The organism is Mesorhizobium sp. BR1-1-15, from assembly GCF_020165475.1.
Classification (GTDB): Bacteria; Pseudomonadota; Alphaproteobacteria; order Rhizobiales; family Rhizobiaceae; genus Mesorhizobium.
On the sequence record NZ_JAIUIF010000002.1, the window covers coordinates 414263 to 434122 of the forward strand.

Sequence of the window (19860 nt, forward strand, 5' to 3'; positions counted from 1 at the left end):
CTCTAGGCGGCCTTGTCCTTGGCCTTGCGCGGCAGGTGGGCGACGATGTTCTCGATGATGCGCATGCCGGCATTGTGGCCGAGCGTCATGATCGATTCCGGATGGAATTGCACCGCGGCGATCGGCTCCTTGCGGTGCTCGAAGGCCATGATGACGCCGTCTTCGGTCTCGGCGGTGACCACGAAATCGTCGGGTAGCCGCACCGGATCGGCGAAGATCGAATGGTAACGGCCGACGGTGACTTCCTTGGGCAGGCCGGAGAAGATGATGCCGGGCTTGGAGACGCGAATGCGCGACGGCTTGCCGTGCATCGGCACATGCAGCTGCCGCAATTCGCCGCCATAGGCCTCGGCCAGCGCCTGCAGGCCGAGGCAGACGCCGAAGATCGGCAGCTCGCGGGCGCGCGCTCGTCCGATGGTGGCGGCGCAGTCGAAATCCTTGGGCGTGCCGGGACCAGGCGACAGCACGACGAGATCCGGCTTCAGCCGGTCGAAAACTTCTTCCGGCACGGGGGTGCGCACGGTCGAGACATTGGCGCCGGTCTGACGGAAGTAATTGGCCAGCGTGTGGACGAAGCTGTCTTCATGGTCGACGAGCAGGATGTTGACGCCGTCGCCGACGCGCGCGGTGGTGCGTTCGGTGCTGGCGGCATTGCCCGTCTTGGCGTCGCGGATGGCGGAGAGCATGGCGGAGGCCTTCAGTTCGGTTTCGGCTTCTTCTTCCTCGGGAATGCTGTCGAACAGTAATGTGGCGCCGGCACGCACCTCGGCAATGCCGTCCTTGATGCGGATGGTGCGCAGTGTCAGCCCGGTGTTCATATCACCGTTGAAATTGACCATGCCGATGGCGCCGCCATACCAGGCGCGCGGGCTCTTCTCGTTCTGCTCGATGAAGCGCATGGCCCATAGTTTCGGCGCGCCGGTGACGGTCACCGCCCAGGCGTGCGAGAGAAACGCGTCGAAGGCGTCCATGCCTTCGCGCAGCCTGCCCTCGATATGGTCAACCGTGTGGATAAGCCGCGAATACATCTCGATCTGGCGGCGGCCGATGACGCGCACCGAACCCGGCTCGCAGACGCGCGACTTGTCGTTGCGGTCGACATCCGAGCACATTGTGAGCTCGGATTCGTCCTTCTTGGAATTGAGCAGCTTCAGGATCTGCTCTGAGTCGGAAATGGCGTCGTCGCCACGCTTGATCGTGCCCGAGATCGGGCAGGTCTCGACACGGCGGCCGTTGACGCGCACGAACATTTCGGGCGAAGCGCCGATCAGGTATTCGCCTTCACCCAGATTAATGAAGAAGGAATAGGGCGAGGGGTTGATTGACTTCAGCTTGCGCGAAATCTCGGAGGGTTGGGTCTCGCAGCGTTCGTAGAACATCTGCCCGGGTACGACCTCGAACAGGTCACCGCGCTTGAAGCTGTCCATCGCGCGGCGCACAAGATTGGCGTATTCGCCGGGTTCATGGTCGCCGCGCGGCGGGATACGGTCGGCAGTCTTGAACGGCTCGGCGATCTCGTCGCGCGGCAGGCCTTCGGTCGAAAAACCCTTGCCGGCGTAGTCATATCGATCGGTCCAGGCCTTGGCCGAATAATGATCGACGACCAGGATCTCGTCGGGCAGGAACAGCACGAGATCGCGCTGGCTTGGCTTGCGTTCGAGCTTGTAGTCGACCGGATCGAACTGGAAGGCGAGGTCGTAGCCGAAGGCGCCGTAAAGGCCGAGATTGGCGTCTTCGGCGGTCTTGAACAAGGCGGTGATGGCGCGCAGAACCGTGAAGACGGAAGGAACGCGGCTGCGTTCTTCTTCGGTGAAGACGCGGCCCGGCTTGGCGACGTCGAGGCGGATCAGCTTTTTCGACGCCTCGGCGATCGTGATCTCGGCGATATCGCCGAGCGTCTTGACGATGACCGGCAGAAGCACCTCGCCCCGCCGGTTCAGCGCCTCGATGCGGATGGACCGGCCACGCGCCGAGATCACCAAAGGCGGGTCGATGATGGCGGTGTCCCAACGCGTATAGCGGCCGGGATATTCATAGTTCGAAGAGAACACCGCGCCCCGGCGCGCATTCAGCCCGTCGACATAGGCGTCGATGGCGCCTTCATAGGGCCGGTCGTGGCGCTCGCGGGTGATGGTGATGCCACCCCCGGTCACAAAACTCTCTGCGCCGTTGTCCAGAACCTTCATCGTCATTGCCGTCTCCATCAGCTTCTTGGGCAACGGACCCGGGAATGGCTTGGAAAAAACAAATGGCCGCCCGGACATTCCGCTGCGGCCACCCTCTCTTTTCACGCGCACGCGTTCGAACAGGCCGCTGTCAGCAGGCCCACCACCAAACGGTCTTGATCGAACGCATGTTCATGGCGATTCCCATAGCGGCGATTGAGCGACCGCGCAACTGGATTCGGTGGAGGCTCAATCTTCCAGTGTGCCGGACCTTGCGTCGGCGCTCTTCCTGTCGCCCACCAGTTTCAACAGATCCTCGCCGGCGCGGATGATACGGCGCGAGCGCCGGGTCAGGACGATGCCGGCCTGCGGCGCGAACACCTCGGTGCGGCCATCGGCTTCGCCCGGTGCGTGGACGATGACGGCAAGCCGCGTATCCTTGGCCACGCGGTCGCCGGGCTCCACGTCGTAAAGCACGGCACCTGCCCGGGGCGCCGGCATCATGTCGATGTTTTCGAGCGGTGCGACAACCCCGGTGAAGGCACCGGGTGAGGGCAGGGCCGGGTCGGCGACCACGCCGCGCGCCACCAGCAGCCGGTAGAGCCCCGCGGCGTCCGACGCCGCGAACGCGCCATCGACATCGAGGATGCCGCGATATTCGACCGTCGTGACGACGCGCCGGCCGAGCTTCGCCACATCGGCGGGAACGTTCTGATAGGGCATGATCGAGGCGCCCTCGAAAGTGCCGTCCGTGTCTTCACTCCACAGCACCACCGCCTCGACGCCCATGGCGGCGGCGCAGTCGGCCATTGCCGGCCACAGGCTGGTGTGGACATACAGGTAGGAAAGACCCTCGTCGTCGCAATGCAGGTCGAGCACGATGTCGTGGCCGAGTGAAAGCTGCACCAGTCTCGTCTTCAGCCGCTGGTCGGGCGTGCCGTGCGCGGTGTCGGGCAGGAGTGCCGTGTCGGGCGCGGCGAGCAGCGGAAAACCGCGGTTGAAGTTGGTGCGCGTGCCCAGATGAAAACGGCCCTGATGTTCGCCGAAATGATACTGGGCGCGGCCGATCGGATTGGCCCAGGGCACGATGGTGATGTCGCCCTTGATGCGCCCCTCCGCCTCGGCCCTGGCCAGCATCGGCATCAGTGCATCAATGGCGACGACTCCGGGCAGTTCGCCGGCATGGAGTGCTGCCTGCAGATAGGCCGAAGGCGCGGATTTGTCGGTTCCAGCGAAGCGAAACAGCGGGAATTCATAGGAAACGCCCTCGCTGTCGCCGGCTATGCGTTCGATCGATTTCTGCATGGTCTTTTCTCCGTCGAGAGGCGAGAAGGACATGCCTCTTCGATCGTGCGCTTGTCGATTGGTCCAGGCTGTCGCGCTATGGGCGCAAGCAGCTACTACGCGGCAGGCTGAAGAGCGACGGCCGGAGCGCGCCGGTCCAGTGCCTGCGAGGCAACGGCCACGGCGACCGCCAGCAGAGCGAGTGCCGCGCCCACCAGCGGCAGGTTGGCATAGGAAACGCCCCAGGAGAGCGCCACGCCGCCGATCCAGGCGCCGCTGGCGTTGCCGACATTGAAGGCGCCCTGGTTCAGCGTGGCGGCAAGGTTCGGTCCCTCGGAAGCGGCTTCCACGACACGGATCTGCAACGGCGGCACGACGACGAAGACGAGCATGCCCCACAGGAAGACGATGCCTATGGCGACACTGGCGATAGCGCCGAACTGCATGAAGCCGACAAACAGGACCGCCAGCAGCAGCAGCGTGCCGATGACCGTCGGCATCAGCTTCCAGTCGGCCAGCCGGCCGCCGATGATGTTGCCGATGGTCATGCCGGCGCCGAACAGCAAGAGCACCCAGGTGACCGCTGAAGTCGAGAGGCCGGACACGTCGGTGAGATAGGGTTTGATGTAGGTGAAGACGGCAAACAGGCTGGCTGAGGCGAGCGCCGCGATCAGCATGGCCAGCCACACCTGCAGCTTGCCGAGCACGCGCAATTCGCCGCGCAAGCCGTCGCCGCTTGGTTCAGTGACATCCGGCGGCACTAGCCAAGCGATCGCCGCGACCGAGATCAGCCCGATGCCGACCACCGCCAGGAAGGTGGCGCGCCAGCCGAAGGCTTCGCCAAGCGCCGTTCCGGCGGGAACGCCGAGGATGTTAGCCAGCGTCAGGCCGGCGAACATCAGCGCGATGGCGCTGGCACGCTTGTTGCGGGGCACCAGGCTGGCGGCGACGACCGAACCGATGCCGAAGAAGGCGCCGTGGCCGAAGGCGGTGAAGACGCGCGCGCCCATCAGCATCCAGTAATTGGGCGCGATGGCGCAGAGCAGGTTGCCGACGACGAACAGTGCGGCCAGTCCGACCAGCACCGGCTTGCGCGGCAGATGCGCGGTGGCCATCGCCACGATTGGCGCGCCGAAGACCACGCCCAGCGCATAGCCCGTGACCAGCAGCCCGGCCGCGGGAATGGTCACGCTAAGGTCGGCGGCGACCTCCGGCAGCAGACCCATGATGACGAATTCGGTGGTGCCGATGCAGAAGGACGCAATGGCAAGCGCAAGGATCGGCAAAGGCATGGGAGGTCCAGACTGAATCGGTTCAAATGGAAACTGCGCGAGCGCCCCATGGCGCACAAGCGCCATTGCAGCAATGCAGCAATGCAGAAAGCGGAGAGCAAAGAGGCACTGGCAGCGGTGCTTGTGCCGTGCCCTGCCGGGCTAGACGACCCTGACCGAACCCGGCCGAGCGGCCGAACCGACCGGCTGAGCCGGAGTTCAGACCAGCGGCTTCAACTCCTGGGCGATGGTAGGCAGCAGTTCCGAGACATTGGGGTGGATGTGCATGGCGCGCGCCAGCGTGTCCACAGGTGCCTTGGCATACATCAGATCAAGCACGCAATGCACGGCTTCATCGCCGCCGGGGCCAAGCACGCAGCAGCCGAGGATTTCCCTTGTGTCGGCGTCGACGAGGATCTTCATGAAGCCTTGCGTCTCGCCTTTCTCGATGGCACGGCCGACACGGGTCATCGGCCGCTGGCCGACCAGCGCGCGGCGTCCCGACTTCTTCACCGACGCCTCGGTCATGCCGCAGCGGCCGAGCGGCGGATCGATGTACAGAGCGTAGGCCTCGATGCGGTCGGTGACCTTGCGCGGATCATTGTCGAGCAAATTGGCCGCAACGATCTCGTAATCGTTGTAGGACGTGTGGGTGAAGGCGCCCTTGCCATTGCAGTCGCCCATCGCCCAGATGCCGGGCACGCTGGTGCGCAACTGGTCGTCGACGGTGATGAAGCCGCGTTTGTCGACCTCGATGCCGGCCTGGTCGAGGCCGAGATCGTCGGTATTGGGCGTTCGCCCCAGAGCCAGGAGCACATGCGAGCCGACGGCCGGCGGCTTGCCGGCGGAGAAGGCAACAGCAATATCCTCGCCCTGCCTGGCGAAGCTTATGGCGTCGGCGCCGAGATGGACCGCGATGCCTTCGTTTTCGAGGATCAACAGGATGGCGTCGGACACATCCTCGTCTTCGCGGCCGATCAGCCGCGAGCCCTTTTCGATAATCGTGACCTCCGCGCCGAAGCGGCGGAACATCTGCGCGAATTCGAGCGAGATGTAGCTGCCGCCGACCACCACGAGGTGGCGCGGCAACACGTCGAGGTCCATCATCGAAGAGTTGGTGAGAAAGTCGATGTCGTGAATGCCGGGCAGATCCGGTAACGATGCGCGGCCGCCGGTGTTGAGAAAGATCTTGCCGGCGGTTAGGAGATCATCGCCGACGCGCACCGTGTTGGCGGATTCGAAACGCGCATGGCCGCGATAGAGCGTGCATTTATCCATGTCGGCGATCCAGGTTTCCAGATTGCCGCGGGCGTCGTTCGACACCTTGTCCTTGCGCGCCTTGACCCTGGCATAGTCGACGCCGACCGGGCCGGAGAGGGTCACGCCATAGTCCGCGGCGCGCCGCGCGAGATGCGCGGCATAGGCGCTGGCGACCATGGCCTTGGTCGGCATGCAGCCGGTGTTGACGCAGGTGCCGCCGACCAGCTTGCGCTCGATCAGCGCCACGCTCATGCCGGCCGCCGTCAGCCGGCCGGCCAGCGGAGGGCCGGCCTGGCCGGCACCGATGACGATGGCATCGAAGGTTTTCGCCGTCGCCGCCACGATCAAGAGGCCGCCAACGATCGCGACCGCGTCCTCGATGAAGGCCGCGGGCTGGTCCTTGCCGAAGGCGGCCGCCAGCCGGCCGCGCGCCTCCGCGCCGCCGAGCGTGCCGATAACGGCCCCTATGGCGCCGGCGATCAGGCAGACGATGGTGGCGCCGCCAGTGGCGCCGATCACAGCGCCGCTGAAGGCACCGAGCAGGATACGGGCGCCGAATTGCTGCGGCACCTTGCGGCTCGGCGTCGACGGCAACTGGTCGGTGACCAGCTCGACGATAGCCAGGATAGTGAAAATGCCGACAGCGGCCCAGTGGCTCATGAAGCTTGCCCAGGTGCCGGCAACCGGCAGCCAGCCGAGCCAGGCGCCCCAGGCGACGGCGGCCGGCGCGGTCATGGCGCGCAGGCCGGCAATGACCCCGATCAGAAGTGCAAGAATGTAAAGCATGTTGATCCCCCTCGATCCCGGGCCGGGATAGCCCTGAAAAGGCAGGCTACCATAGGTCCGGTATTTGGCCAGTACTTGCATAGGCGCTCTCTTACGCCGCAACGGTGCGTGGCAATGATGACGGAGGCACCGCATGGCTGAGAGCGAACGCGCAAAAATGGCGGCGGGCGAGTGGTATACGTGCATGGATGACGAACTGGAGGCGCTGCGCGGCGTGGCTGCGGGCGCCGTATTCGAGCACAATTCGCTTGCGCCCCGTCAGCGCGGCAACATCGGGCCTGCCTTGCAGGATCTGCTCGGCGGCGCGGGCGAGGGCGCCCGCATCGAGGCGCCGTTCCACTGTGCCTATGGCTTCAACATCTTTCTCGGGGACGGCGTCTTTCTCAATGCCGGCTGCATCATTCTCGACACGGCAAGCGTGCGCATCGGCAAGGGAACGCAGCTCGGCCCCAATGTGCAGATCTATTGCGCCGAGCATCAGAGGGAGGCCGCGGGGCGACAAGCCGGGCTGGAAATCGCCAGGCGGGTCGAGATCGGCGCCAATGCCTGGATCGGCGGCAGCGCGGTGATCCTCGGCGGGATCAGCATCGGCGAGGGCGCCATCGTCGGCGCCGGCGCCGTGGTGACGCGCGACGTGCCCGCGAACATGACGGTGGTCGGCAATCCGGCGCGGGCGGTCAAACGCGGTTGAGTGCCCGGCGGGCGCTCAGTGCGAAAGCGCGTGCGGCGACCGGTCGCCCTGGTCGGCCCGCCTGGAAAATTCACGCCGGTATTGCGCCGGGGAGGTCCTGAGACGCGCCGAAAAATGCTGGCGTAGCGAAGCGGCGCTGCCGAAGCCGGCCTCGAAGGCCACGACGTCCATCGATTTTTCCGTCGCCTCGAGCAGACGCTGCGCCAGTTCAAGCCGTTGCTCGATCAGCCAGTCGCCGAAACTCGTCCCGATCGATTTCTGGAAGCGGCGGGTGAAGGTGCGCCGTGTCATGCCGGCGGCTTCGGCGACGCGGTCCAAGCTGTGCGCATCGCCGAGCGTCGCACGCACCGCGTCGAGTGCTTGTGTGAACCTGTCGGTATCGGCGCTCCTCGCCCGCGGACGCTCGATGAACTGCGCCTGTCCGCCTTGCCGGTGCGGGGAGAGCACGATCTGCCGCGCGAGCCGCAGTGCTGCCTCGGCGCCGTAGCGGGCGCGAACGATATGGAGGCAGCAGTCGAGCCCGGCCGCGACGCCGGCCGACGTCACCACGTCGCCATTGTCGACATAGAGCACCTCGGCATCCACCGCGATGTCGGGATGAAGCTTCTGAAGCCGCTCGGCGTAGGCCCAATGCGTGGCCGCACGCCGACCGCCAAGCAGTCCGGCAGCAGCGACTGCGAATGTTCCCAGGCAAAGGCCGACGATCAGGGCACCATTGCGGTGGGCCCGCCGCAATGCTTGGCTCAGCGGTTCCGGCAGCGGATCTTCGAGATCCCGCCAGCTCGGCACGATGATGATGTCGGCGCCATCGAGGCCCTCTAGCCCATGGGGCGCGGCGACGCTCAGCCCGGCCTCGGTGTGGACGGGACCGGCCTCGATCGCGCAGATGCGGAAGTCGAAGCGCGGCAGGCCGAACGATGTGCGATCTTCGCCGAACACCAGGCAAGGCACGGAGAGATGGAACGGGCTGATGCCGTCGAAGGCGAGGACGGCGACGATCTGGTGGGTCATGTCTTCCGGGGATTTCTGCGCGGGGTTATGCCGATTGTCCCAATTCTTTCGAATGATGTCAATCGGGCCACTTTCGCCCGATGGTGGCGGACCTATGCTCGGGCATCACATCAAGCCTGAAAGGAATGCATCATGTCCGAACCAGCCAGCAAGACGCCGCGCCGCGCGCTCGTCGTCGTGGACGTCCAGAATGACTATGACGGCGGCAATCTCGCCATCCAGTATCCGCCGTTCCGCGACAGCGTCGTCAACGTGGCGCGCGCAATGGACATGGCAGCAGCGGCCGGTATCAAGGTGGTGGTCGTCAAGCAGATGGCGCCGGAGACGTCGCCAATCTTCGCCAAGGGCAGCCATGGCGCGGAATTGCATCCCGAGATATCGAGGCGGCCACGCGACCACTATGTCGAGAAGACGCTGCCTTCCGCCTTCACCGGCACCGATCTCGAAGAGTGGCTGCGCGCCAACGCCATCGATACGATCGTGGTGGTCGGCTACATGACGCATAATTGCGACCTGTCGACCATCATCCACGCCGTGCATATGGGCTTTGCCGTCGAGTTCCTGTCCGATGCGACCGGCTCGGTGCCTTACGCCAACAGCGCCGGCTATGCCTCGGCCGAGGAGATCCACCGCGTGGTGACAATCATCCTGCAGTCGCGCTTCGCCGCGGTGCTCAAGACCGCCGAATGGATCGAATGCCTGAAGACCGGCACCTTGCCGGAACGCGATACGATCTTCGGCTCCAACCAGCGGGCGCTGGCTCGCAACGCTGCGTAGTCGTCTGCGGAAATACAAAGGGCGCCGCATCGCTGCGGCGCCCTTTGCACTTTTTGGAATTGAGGATTTCTAGAACAGGCCTTCGATCTGGCCGGCTTCGTTGAGGAAGATCTTTTCCGACGACGGCGCCCTGGGCAGGCCGGGCATGGTCATGACCTCGCCGCAGATAATGACGACGAAGCCGGCACCCGCCGAAAGCCTGACCTCGCGCACCGGTACGGTGTGGCCGGTTGGCGCACCGCGCAGGTTCGGGTCGGTCGAGAAGGAATACTGCGTCTTGGCCATGCACACCGGCAAGTGGCCGTAGCCGGCCTGCTCCCAGGCGTGCAACTGGTCGCGCACCGACTTGTCGGCGATCGCTTCCGAGCCGCGATAGATGCGCTGGACGATGGTGTTGATCTTCTCGAACAGCGGCATGGCGTCGGGATAGAGCGGCGCGAACTGCGAGGCACCGGATTCGGCCAGCGCCACCACTTTCTTGGCGAGATCCTCAATGCCGGCCGAGCCGTTGGCCCAGTGCTTGCACAGGATCGCCTCTTCGCCCATCGAGGCGACATAATCCTTCATCGCCTGGATTTCGCCATCTGTGTCGGAGTAGAAGTGGTTGATGGCGACTACCGCCGGCACGCCGAACTGCCTGATGTTCTCGATGTGGCGGCCGAGATTGGCGCAGCCCTTCTTCACCGCCTCGATGTTTTCCTTGCCGAGGTCTTCCTTCTTGACGCCGCCATTCATTTTCATGGCGCGTACGGTGGCGACGATGACCGCCGCCGCCGGCTTCAGCCCGGCCTTGCGGCACTTGATGTCGAAGAATTTTTCCGCGCCGAGGTCGGCGCCGAAGCCGGCTTCCGTGACGACGTAGTCGGCAAGCTTGAGCGCCGTCGTGGTGGCGACCACCGAGTTGCAGCCATGCGCGATGTTGGCGAACGGGCCGCCGTGCACGAAGGCCGGATTGTTCTCCAGCGTCTGCACCAGATTCGGCTGCATGGCGTCCTTGAGCAGCACGGCCATGGCGCCGTCGGCCTTGAGGTCGCGGGCATAGACCGGCGACTTGTCGCGGCGATAGGCGACGATGATGTCGCCCAGGCGCTTCTCCAGGTCCTTCAGGTCGGTGGCGAGGCACAGGATGGCCATGACCTCCGAGGCGACGGTGATGTCGAACCCGGCCTCGCGCGGATAGCCGTTGGCGACGCCGCCGAGCGAGCAGATGATCTCGCGCAGCGCCCGATCGTTCATGTCCATGACGCGGCGCCAGGCGACGCGGCGGGTGTCGATGCCGAGCTCATTGCCCCAGTAAATGTGGTTGTCGATCAACGCCGACAGGAGGTTGTGCGCGGTGGTGATGGCATGGAAGTCACCGGTGAAATGGAGATTCATGTCCTCCATCGGCACGACCTGCGCGTAGCCGCCGCCGGCCGCACCGCCCTTGACGCCGAAATTCGGACCGAGCGAGGCTTCGCGGATGCAGATGATCGCTTTCTTGCCGATGCGGTTCAGGCCGTCGCCGAGGCCGACGGTGGTGGTCGTCTTGCCTTCGCCGGCCGGGGTCGGGTTGATGGCGGTGACCAGGATCAGCTTGCCGTCCTTGTTGCCCTTCACCGATTTGATGAATTCGGCGGAGACCTTCGCCTTGTCATGGCCATAGGGCAAAAGGTGTTCGGTCGGGATGCCGATCTTGGCGCCGATCTCCTGGATCTGTTTTTTCTTCGCACCGCGGGCGATCTCGATGTCGGACTTCACTTCTGCCATGACGGCTTTCCTCTGGATTGGACGGTGGAGGGGACGGGTTGATCACTGGTGCATGTTCGATACGCCGCGCGGGCAAGGGCATGTTCTAGCCCTCTCGCTGCCGTGGCGTCAACTTTCATGCAACTATGTTTCCTATGAAGAAAATTCCTCTGCGGCGGGCCGACCTGCCTCCGGTTCTTTCTGGCTCCGCTTGCCGCGCCGTATAGAAGCCAGAGCGGGGACGCGTCCGCCGTCTCAAAACAGCCGCGCAATGCACGGAATGCGACAGACAAGGCGGCGCAAATCCGCCATCGCCGGCCTAAAGCGCATCGCGCTTCAGGCATTTGTCTCCATGCATGTCGTTCTCCCCAGGCCGGACCACTTTTGAGCCACATGCATTGGGCCGACCAGCCCTACTGCGTCAGCACGTTGCTGATTTCGACCATGTTGGAACGCACCCTGAGCACATAGAAGCCCATGGTCGTCAGATGCGTGGGCAGGAGCCAGCCGTCCTCGCGGCCATTGGCGATGATGAAGGGCTGGATGCGCAGCGCCGAGACGAACTGCGCGTCCATCGTATCCCACAGGCTCTGCAGGTGCTTTTCCTTGATGACGTCCTCGAAGTCGGCCTGCGCGCCCTTCATCAGTCCGTAATAGGCGTAGAGCTGGCCATAGGCGAACCAGTAGCGGTCGTCGGCGCGGAAATCGAACCAGCCATTGTTATGGTTTTCGGCACGTTCCTTGAGGATGGCCGAGGTCGAGCCGATATCGCTGGCGATACGGTCGATATATTGCTTCAGATTGTCGGCGCGGGCATCGAAGGTGGCCTGGCAGGTGGCGAGGCGGGCGTTGAAGGAGCGCAGCTTGCGCACGGCGTCGCGATAATAGCTCGGGGTCGGCGTCTTCGGGCCGAACGGGCTTACACCGAAATACCAGGTGTACTCGTCGAACTGCAGATTGCCGCGCGCATCCTGCAGGTCGGCGTCGATCTGCGATGTCGTGCGCACACGGCCGAGATTGTCGGCGAGCTCGGTCGCGGTGCGGCGCACCGCCTGGTTGATGCCGCGCTGGAACGAGGCCTTGTTGTCCATCCACGGCGTGTTGTCCCAGCTGATGCCGAACAGGCCGAGCTTGTAGAGGATCATCGACGAGATCCAGGCATTCTGGTTGACGTTGAAGTCGGTCAAATCGGCGGCAATCTGGGCGATGCCGGAGTTGCCGCAGGTCCTGGCAGTGTCGGCACCGGCACCGGCGGCTACCTGTTCGCCCGCCGAGATGTTGCGCTTCTCGAACGTGTAGGTGTCGGGATAGTTCGGGTTGAAATTGTTCCACCACTGTGTGGCGTAGAAGAAATTGGCATAGAGGCCGAGCAGCACGAGCAAGGCGAGGCCGAGCACGGCCTTGAGGATCCAACCGCGCTGCGTATACCAGCGCCCGGCCCAGATGAACGGCCACAAGATGACGCCGATCAGAAGCCCGATGCCGCGGCCGATCCATTGGAAAATCCTGACGAAGAAGTTCACGATCGGATCGAGCATGGCTGTGTCACCCCCTCAAAGCATAATGTCAAAAAGTTGCGGACTTTTTGGATAACATCATGCGCCAAAACAACAAGTTAGAACGAAATGACGGCCGGTTTCGTTCTAGTCAGTCAGGCCGTAGAGGCGCGTGCGGAACGCCACCTTGTCCTTCAGATATGTGGTTTTCAGAACGTCCACAACATGCGATCGCCAGGCGTCGCTGAAGCCCTCATAGTCCTTGTAGAAGCCCTGCTTGTTGAAGACGTAGCGCGAGACGAAGTCCGACGGCACGAAATCCGAGATCAGCCGGTTGGTCAGCCAGGCGTCGGGATGGTCGGGCTTGGCGCGGACCACCAGGAAGCGCTGCTGCGGGAACACATCCTCGATCTTGAGATGGCCGAGCTGGGCAATCTCGCGCTTGGCGGCGTTGAGGAAGGGGAAATTGCCGTCCCTGGTGATCAGGTCGGCATGGCCCTGGATCCAGGTCTGCAGCCAGACCTTGTCGACGTCGGTCAGATTGCGATCCGGCTCGGCGTCGCGGATCAGCGCGCGCACCACCATCTCGGCGCGGTGCTCGAGATAGCCCGAGGCTTCGATCCAGGAGGCGCGCGGCAGTTCGATGCGGCCGGTGGCGGCGAGGAACTTGAACACCTTGTCGGCGTCCTTGATCGAGAGATAGCTTACCTGCCACGGCCGCGAGCGGCGGAAACCGGGGGCCGCCGGATCGCTGATGACGGTCGTCATGTCGGGGTCGACGAACACGTAAAGCCCGCCAAAATGACTGGTCCAGTAGGCGTTGTGGCGGAAGATTACCTGGTCGGGCACCAGCGCGTTCTCGCGGATATCGCCGCAGATCTTGGCCAGTTCCACCATGCGGGTGAGCATGGCGTTGTCGCGCCAGGCGTCAGGCTCCTGTTTCAGGCGGTCGACGAGCTTGCCGAGCTCCGCGGCCTTGCCCAGCACATCTTCGGCCGACAGCACCTTGAACTCGACTTGGTTGATCGACAGCAGATCCTCGATATCGTTGACCTTGGGAATGGAATCCTCGATCTCGCCGTAGATGACATCCTTGATGGTCAGCGCGTCGATGGCGCGCTGATTCCTGGACATGAACTCGAACATCAGCTGCGAGGTGTTGGAGAAGGCGGTGTGCACCACCGGCAGGTCGATCTGCGACGGCGTCAGGATGATGAAGCGGCGGTTGACCTCATTGGGATCGAGGTAGCCGTAGTCGCCGCATTCCTCCGCCACTTCCGGCGAAAAACCGGTGCGGTCGATCTGGAAGCTCTTCAGCTTGGTGGGCTCGAGGCCAAAGGCGGCAAGCGCCTTGTTGTAGCGCTCGATGAGATGCGGCTCGTCGACGACGAGCAGCCGGCCGTAAATGAGCTCGTTGTCGCGCAGGAGATCGGGTTTGCGGGCCATTATTCCTTCTCCCACAAGGGGAGAAGGAAAGGCCGGAGCGCATCACGCATTCCACAGCCCCTTTTTCTTCATCTCCTCCATCTCACGCGCTGCCCGTTCGCGCAGCCGCGCGTCACGCAGTAGCTTTTCCACGGCGGAGTCGTCGGACTTGTCGGAGTAGCGGAACTCGCTGTCGGCGTAGCGGTTGATCTCCTGCATGACCATGTCCATCGAGAACGGGCCGCGCAGTTGCTCGATCATCACTTTCTTCTCGTCATAGCTCTTGTGCATGAAAACCTCTGGTTTTTCGAACCAGTCGTCGGGAAGCTCGATGTCCATGGCGCGCATCTTGATGGCGTCGGTGACGTTCTTGATGGCGCGGCCGGTGAAGCGCGGCTCGGCCTGCTTGATCAGGTGCAGATAGGTGCCGATGTCGGCCATGGTCTTGGGCGCGCCATTCTCCTTCATGTAGCGCTCATGGACCCGGATCAGCCCGTCCTCCTGCGGCTTCTCGTGCTCCTCATAGGCTTCGGCCACGGCGCGCTGGATCTCCTGCGCGGCGTAGAGTTCGTGGTCGCCGAGCGGGATCTTGTGGTTCTTGCCGGCGAGCAGCACGAAAATGTCGATGTAATCGTCACGCGTCTGCGGCCCGTCGACCAGCCAGCGGGCGCCGGCGCGCTGGCGCAGCGCATCGTCGACATTTTCGGGATAGTTGGAGAACATGCCGAACGAGCAGTTGCCGCGCACCACTGTGGCGGCACCGGCGAAGGCGTCCATCAGCACGCCGGTGATCTCCTGCTGGCCGGCCGAGGCGCGGTCGTCGGAACGGCGCGCCGCCACCTGGTCGACGTCGTCGATGGTGCCGAAACCGATGACGCGCGGGTTCAACACATTGTTGATGAACTGGCGGCAGTTCTGGCCGGACTTGCCCTGATAGGACGAGATCTGGTCGACGCCGAAATTCTCGTAGGCGAAGGGATAACCGGCGACCTGGCAGTAACCATTGACGAGACCGGCAATCATCTGGATCAGGGTCGTCTTGCCGGTGCCCGGCGCGCCGTCGCCGATGAAGGTGAACAGGAAGCCGCCGAGCTCGACGAACGGGTTCAGCTCGCGCTCGAAATCATAGGCCATCAGCATCTTTGCGAGCTTGACCGACTGATATTTGGCGATGTGGTTGCCGACGACCTCTTCCGGCTTCTTGAAGGTCATCACCAGCGGCTTGGAACGCTTGCCCGGCGCGACGTCGAAGCCGTCGAGCGTGAAATCGTCGGCATCGATGCGGATATGCGCGTTCTCGAATGGGCCGATGCCGTCGAAGCGGCCTTTTCGCGCCAGGAGGCCGTCGATGGCGACACGGGCGAAGGCGCGCGCCCTGGTCATCAGGTCGGCATCGTCGGATGCACCCAAAATCGCCTTGTCTAGGCCGGCCAGGATCGACTTCACCGCGTCCTGCGGCGTGTCGAAGAGGAAATCCGGCTCGGGAATGTCGTTGGGCGCCTCGCCATCGCTGTCGATGAGTTGGAACAGGTAGGAGGACAGGCTGAAGGCGGAAATGTAAGCCGAGGCCGACAGAAGCTTCTTGAAGGTGGTGGCCTCGTCGCCTTCGAGGGGAGCGCGGGTGTTCCTGGCCTGCAGGCTTTCGAGATCGGAGCCTTCGGCGAAAACATCCGATATGGCGAGCGCGAGCGCCGTGCCGCGCCGGGCACGAAACAAAAGTGTGTGCTGCGGGATGGTCAGCAACTGGTCGTCGGGGTGAACGGCGCCGACGGTCTTCGCCAGCTCGACCTCGCGCGTGCGGCGCACCGAACCGACAGAGACGGTGGAGACGAAGCGGCGATTGGTGCCGGCAAGCGCGGTGCCGGAGGAGCTGGACGGGTCTTCCAGCACGACGATGCGGGTGATGAAGCTCTGCGCGGTGGCGCGGTGCTTCTCGATCGCCGCTTCCGGGATGGTGGTCAGGCCGGTATCCATGAAGGTTGCTCCGTGGTGTGACGGTCAGACGTCCGAGATGACCTGCCCATTCGACAGGATGTGAACCTTGTAGCCGGAAAAGATCTTCTGCGCTTCGCCGGCGGCATAGAGCGCCTGGTAGGCCTCGTGCGGGATCAATGCGTGGTTCTCATAGCTCGACACGCCCTGGCGCGCGGCCTCGAGGTCGTCGGTGTTGATGAAGAACTCCTGCGTCGTCTTCTCGCTCGAAAACAGCCCCCTGCGGCCGGGTTTTTCGCCCTTGGAGTAGACCTCCTGGATGGTCCAGGTCAGCAGCCAGGCGTTCTCCGGCTTGCGCACCTTGGCCAGAACCTCGGTCACCGTAGAATTGTTGTCGGTGATCCCGGCCGAATAGAAGGGGCCAAGCACCACGCGGCGCAACTGCTTGGGGTGGAGCGGTTCGAAATCCTTGTCGAGGTTGACCGCGATCGTTGCCGGCGACAGCGTATAGGCCGAGTTCTTTTCGGTGAAATCGTCGAAGCGATGGGCAAGCTCGGGATTGAGCAGGCCATCGACTGGCAATGGAATGTCGATCTGGTCGTTGAGCTTGCCATTGCGGTCGACGAGCTGGCGGATCATGTCTTCGGAGGAATCTTCCACCGTCACCATGTAGACCAGCGGCAGGTTGGCGCTGCCGTCGAAGGTCGCCCAATGGACCAGGTAGTAGGGCCGCGCCGTCTTCGGATTGACGGAAACCTTGGCCGTCTGCGCCAGGGTGAAGGGGCCGAAGGTCTGCTCGCTCTTGACGTCCTCGAGATAAAGCCTCTCGGCCATCGACTTCTGCAGCGCTTGGGGGAATTCCTTGTGGCGCAGGATGAAGTCGGCCATCTCCTCGCGCAATTCGTCGGCCAGCGGGATGTTGGCGAGCCGCGTGTCAGCCTGGCGGCGGTCATTTTCGAGCTCAAGCAGGTTCTGGAACACCGGGAATCCGCTTTCGGCGCGCGAAATGCGGAACGTGTCCATGAAGCCCAGCCGGTTGCGCCAGCAGGAGAACGACTTGTCGAGCCGGGCGATGTATTCGGCGACGATCTTGGCGACGATGCCGTGCCGGTAGAGGGGCGAGCGATCGTCGCGCATGAACACTTCCAGCCCGCTGAGCGCTGCCGTGATTGCCGAGAAATACCGCGCCGCCGCGTCGTTTTCGGAGGTCATGCTATTGGCCATGGCATTGTCGCACCGGTGCGGGCGGCAATTACGACTGCACGTAATTGGCCGAATTGTGCTTCTTCAGCACTTCGTCGAAACGGCGGGCGAAGGCGTCGTCGGCCAGCTTCTTGCGGCGCTGGATGTCGGCGGTGGCCACCATGTTCTTCTCGTGCATCTCGAGCAGGTCGCCAATGTGCTTCTGCGAGGCGGCACCAATGCCGGCCATGGTCTCCTCGGCGGTGTTGTCGACCTGGCTGCCCAGCGTGTTGATCTTGTGGGCGACGTCCTGCTGAGCCGCGGTCTTCAGCGAATCCTCCAGCGCCTTGTAGAGAACGATGCGCTGCTCGGTGTCGATGGTCAGCTTGTTGATCAGGGTCGACTGTGCGGCGATCTGGTTGTTGAGCGAATCGACGAAGGTCTGGAACATCGAGGTGTAGCGCTCCAGCGTCTGGCTCTCGGCCAGCAACTCCTGTTCCTTGGCCTGCTTCTCATTGTATTCCGTGGCGAGCTTGGAACGTTCGCCTTCGAGCTGCGTGCGTTCCTTCTGGCTGGTGGAGGCCGCGATCTTGTTTTCGATGTCGAGCAGCATCGGATTGAGCTCCTCGATGCGCTTCTGCACGGTTTCCAGGTTGGACATGGTGGCCTTGCGGCGCTCGATAACCTGCGACAGGCTGGTCTCGGAGGTCTTGTAGCGCTGGTCGAGGACTTCTTTCTGCGCCTTCAATATGCCGACGATGGTGTCGGACTTGGCCAGCAATTCCTGCAGGTTGCCCGCCAGTGACATGTTGCGGACGCGGTCGGTGCGCAGACGCTGCTTGCGCTGGCTGGAGAAGATGCCGATGAAGTTTTCCCAGCCGGTGTAGTTCTTCATGCTCTCGAACTCGGCGCCGAAAACGTTGGTGGCGTCCTCCAGCCCGATGATCAGGTCGGCAATATTGCCTTCCATCACCTTCTGTTGCTTCAGCACGTCTTCGATGCGGGCGTTCTCGATATCGAAATTGGCGTCGCCGATCTTCTTGTCGGCGGTGGCAAGTTTGTCGAGCACGGCGCCGGACTGGTCTATCTTGGTGCGCATGTCCTGGACGACCTGCTTGGTCCTGGCAATTTCGGCATCGAAATTCTGCAATGTCGCCATAAGGGCCTCCCGCTCCGGCATCAGGTCGCTGATTGCGAACAGCGGCGAATATATGTGGGGCTTCAGGGGATTGAAAGACGTGAAGACAGGGGCGCTTCGAAAACAAAAACCTTGCCCACGCCCTTGAAACGCAATCGATCCGCGATCATGGCGAAAGGATCGTTTGGAATACGCGTGGTTCAACTGTCATTGAACTTCAACGTCGGCGGATGTCGGCCAGGCATTCAGTCCCCCGCTGCCACGAATGCCTGAAATCCGACGGAGCATTGAGCGCGGTGAGGACGGTGGCAGCTCGGCGTCCATCGCGGGGACGGAATAATCCTGGCTCAGGGCTTGGGATCGGCCTTCAGATAAGCGATGACATTGGCGATGTCCTCGTCGTTGTTCAGGCCGGCAAAGGCCATCTTGTTACCGGGCACTTTTTGCCGCGGCGCCTTCAGATACTCGGCGAGGTTGGCCTCGTCCCAGACGAGACCGGCGGCGCCTGCACTCTTCATCGCTTCGGAGTAATGGCCGAGGAAGCTCTCGGCACTGCCGGCGGCGCGGCCGACGACACCCATCAGATGCGGGCCGACCTTGTCGCGGTCGCTCGCTGCTTCATGGCAGGCCATGCATCGGTTGAAGACCCTCTTGCCCAGTGCCGGATCGCCGCCGGCATGGGCGGCAAGGACGCCGGCAAGCAGAAAGGCTGCGGCAGACGAAGCGGCTCGAAACATGGCTATCCCCGACGAGTTCTGGCTGGAACGAGAGGACGCAGAATAGGACCGGGGCCTTAACAAACGCTGCATCGTGGCGGGATCGCGAAAGCCGATCGATGGCGGCAAGTGTGGCGGCCGTGATGCCACAGCCCGGTCAAGGCGCGACAAAGCCGATGAAATCGTCGGGGGCGGCGCGACCCATTTCTTCTTCCCAATGGCGACGGCAGAGCGAGACATAGACGTCCTTGCCGATCGCCACCTGTTCGCCCTGCCGAGCGACCTTGCCGTCGGGGCCGAGGCGCACCACCATCGTCGCCTTGCGGCCGCAGCGGCAGATGGTGCGCACTTCGCGCAGCTCATCGGCTATGGCCAGCAACGCGCGCGAGCCGGAAAACAGCTTGCCCTGGAAATCCGTGCGCAGGCCATAGCACATGACCGGAATGTCGAGCCGGTCGGCGATCCGGGCGAGCTGCCAGACCTGCTCCTCCTCGAGGAACTGCGCCTCGTCGACGAAGACGCAATGCACGGCACCGTGCTGATGATGTTCGGCGACGCGGGCGAACAGGTCGTCGCCGTCACGAAACATCTCGGCTTCCGTTTCCAGTCCGATGCGTGACGAAATCAGGCCGGTGTCGCCCTTGCGGTAGTGGCCGGCGACGAACAGCATCGTCGTCATGCCGCGCTCGCGGTAATTGTACGACGCCTGCAGGAGCATCGTCGTCTTGCCCGCATTCATCGTCGCGTAGTGGAAATACAGTTTGGCCATGGCGCCCTTTTAAGCCCACTTGGCCGGGCCCGGGGAAGGCCCCTGGCAGGCCTTCCACCAAAAAAGCCGGCTCGCATGGAAAAAGCGGCTGACGTGTCGCTGATCGGCCAGCCAGCGCCGTTGATCGTGATTGCCTTAATGCTTGAAACCGCACGAGAATGGTGTTTGGCTGACGAAACAAGGCGGGCACAAAAACCGTGACTTCGCCTCGCCAAAGAATCGAAATGGG

Annotated in this window: 16 protein-coding genes; 3 read left to right on the top strand and 13 right to left on the bottom strand. The window is 63.4% G+C overall.

The window, feature by feature from the left end; genetic code table 11:
- Positions 1–2: 2 nt before the first annotated feature.
- The 4 genes from LB541_RS05675 to LB541_RS05690 form a co-directional block, all read right to left on the bottom strand.
- Positions 3–2192: an anthranilate synthase gene (locus tag LB541_RS05675; protein WP_140516966.1), complete on the bottom strand. Its 2190-nt coding sequence runs from the start codon at positions 2190–2192 to the stop codon at positions 3–5.
- A gap of 222 nt (positions 2193–2414) precedes the next feature.
- Positions 2415–3470, bottom strand: a complete 1056-nt coding sequence (locus LB541_RS05680; RefSeq protein ID WP_140657054.1) for a succinylglutamate desuccinylase/aspartoacylase family protein — start codon at positions 3468–3470, stop codon at positions 2415–2417.
- A gap of 95 nt (positions 3471–3565) precedes the next feature.
- A complete protein-coding gene (locus LB541_RS05685) occupies positions 3566–4741 on the bottom strand; it encodes an MFS transporter (protein ID WP_140879190.1) in 1176 nt (391 codons plus the stop codon).
- A gap of 198 nt (positions 4742–4939) precedes the next feature.
- On the bottom strand, positions 4940–6322 hold the full coding sequence (locus LB541_RS05690) for an FAD-containing oxidoreductase (RefSeq protein WP_224618062.1): 1383 nt from the start codon (positions 6320–6322) through the stop codon (positions 4940–4942).
- Between the two features lie 577 nt (positions 6323–6899).
- Between LB541_RS05690 and LB541_RS05695 the strand changes: the two genes are divergently transcribed.
- On the top strand, positions 6900–7457 hold the full coding sequence (locus tag LB541_RS05695; protein ID WP_224618036.1) for a sugar O-acetyltransferase: 558 nt from the start codon (positions 6900–6902) through the stop codon (positions 7455–7457).
- Positions 7458–7472: 15 nt separating this feature from the next.
- On the opposite strand, the gene LB541_RS05700 is transcribed toward LB541_RS05695, so the two are convergent.
- Positions 7473–8468, bottom strand: a complete 996-nt coding sequence (locus LB541_RS05700; RefSeq protein WP_224618037.1) for a GlxA family transcriptional regulator — start codon at positions 8466–8468, stop codon at positions 7473–7475.
- 132 nt (positions 8469–8600) lie between these two features.
- Between LB541_RS05700 and LB541_RS05705 the strand changes: the two genes are divergently transcribed.
- On the top strand, positions 8601–9245 hold the full coding sequence (locus LB541_RS05705; RefSeq protein WP_224618038.1) for a cysteine hydrolase family protein: 645 nt from the start codon (positions 8601–8603) through the stop codon (positions 9243–9245).
- A gap of 69 nt (positions 9246–9314) precedes the next feature.
- On the opposite strand, the gene LB541_RS05710 is transcribed toward LB541_RS05705, so the two are convergent.
- From LB541_RS05710 to LB541_RS05745, 8 genes are all read right to left on the bottom strand, one after another.
- Positions 9315–10994, bottom strand: coding sequence for a formate--tetrahydrofolate ligase (locus LB541_RS05710; protein WP_140496069.1), 1680 nt, complete (start codon positions 10992–10994; stop codon positions 9315–9317).
- A 392-nt stretch (positions 10995–11386) separates the two neighbouring features.
- Complete coding sequence (locus LB541_RS05715; protein ID WP_140582174.1) at positions 11387–12511, bottom strand: DUF2333 family protein; 1125 nt, start codon at positions 12509–12511, stop codon at positions 11387–11389.
- A gap of 105 nt (positions 12512–12616) precedes the next feature.
- Complete coding sequence (locus tag LB541_RS05720) at positions 12617–13915, bottom strand: DUF6638 family protein (RefSeq protein WP_140516948.1); 1299 nt, start codon at positions 13913–13915, stop codon at positions 12617–12619.
- Between the two features lie 42 nt (positions 13916–13957).
- Positions 13958–15868, bottom strand: a complete 1911-nt coding sequence (locus LB541_RS05725; protein ID WP_224618039.1) for an AAA family ATPase — start codon at positions 15866–15868, stop codon at positions 13958–13960.
- A 24-nt stretch (positions 15869–15892) separates the two neighbouring features.
- Entirely contained in the window at positions 15893–17038 is a 1146-nt protein-coding gene (locus LB541_RS05730; protein ID WP_140496065.1) for a hypothetical protein, read from the bottom strand.
- A 40-nt stretch (positions 17039–17078) separates the two neighbouring features.
- Entirely contained in the window at positions 17079–18167 is a 1089-nt protein-coding gene (locus tag LB541_RS05735; protein WP_140496064.1) for a hypothetical protein, read from the bottom strand.
- Between the two features lie 326 nt (positions 18168–18493).
- Positions 18494–18883 (bottom strand): c-type cytochrome, encoded by a 390-nt coding sequence (locus LB541_RS05740; protein WP_140496063.1) that lies wholly within the window; start codon positions 18881–18883, stop codon positions 18494–18496.
- Between the two features lie 136 nt (positions 18884–19019).
- On the bottom strand, positions 19020–19631 hold the full coding sequence (locus LB541_RS05745; protein WP_140516940.1) for a thymidine kinase: 612 nt from the start codon (positions 19629–19631) through the stop codon (positions 19020–19022).
- 75 nt (positions 19632–19706) lie between these two features.
- Between LB541_RS05745 and LB541_RS28505 the strand changes: the two genes are divergently transcribed.
- Entirely contained in the window at positions 19707–19832 is a 126-nt protein-coding gene (locus LB541_RS28505; protein WP_263483040.1) for a hypothetical protein, read from the top strand.
- The last annotated feature ends 28 nt before the right edge of the window (positions 19833–19860 follow it).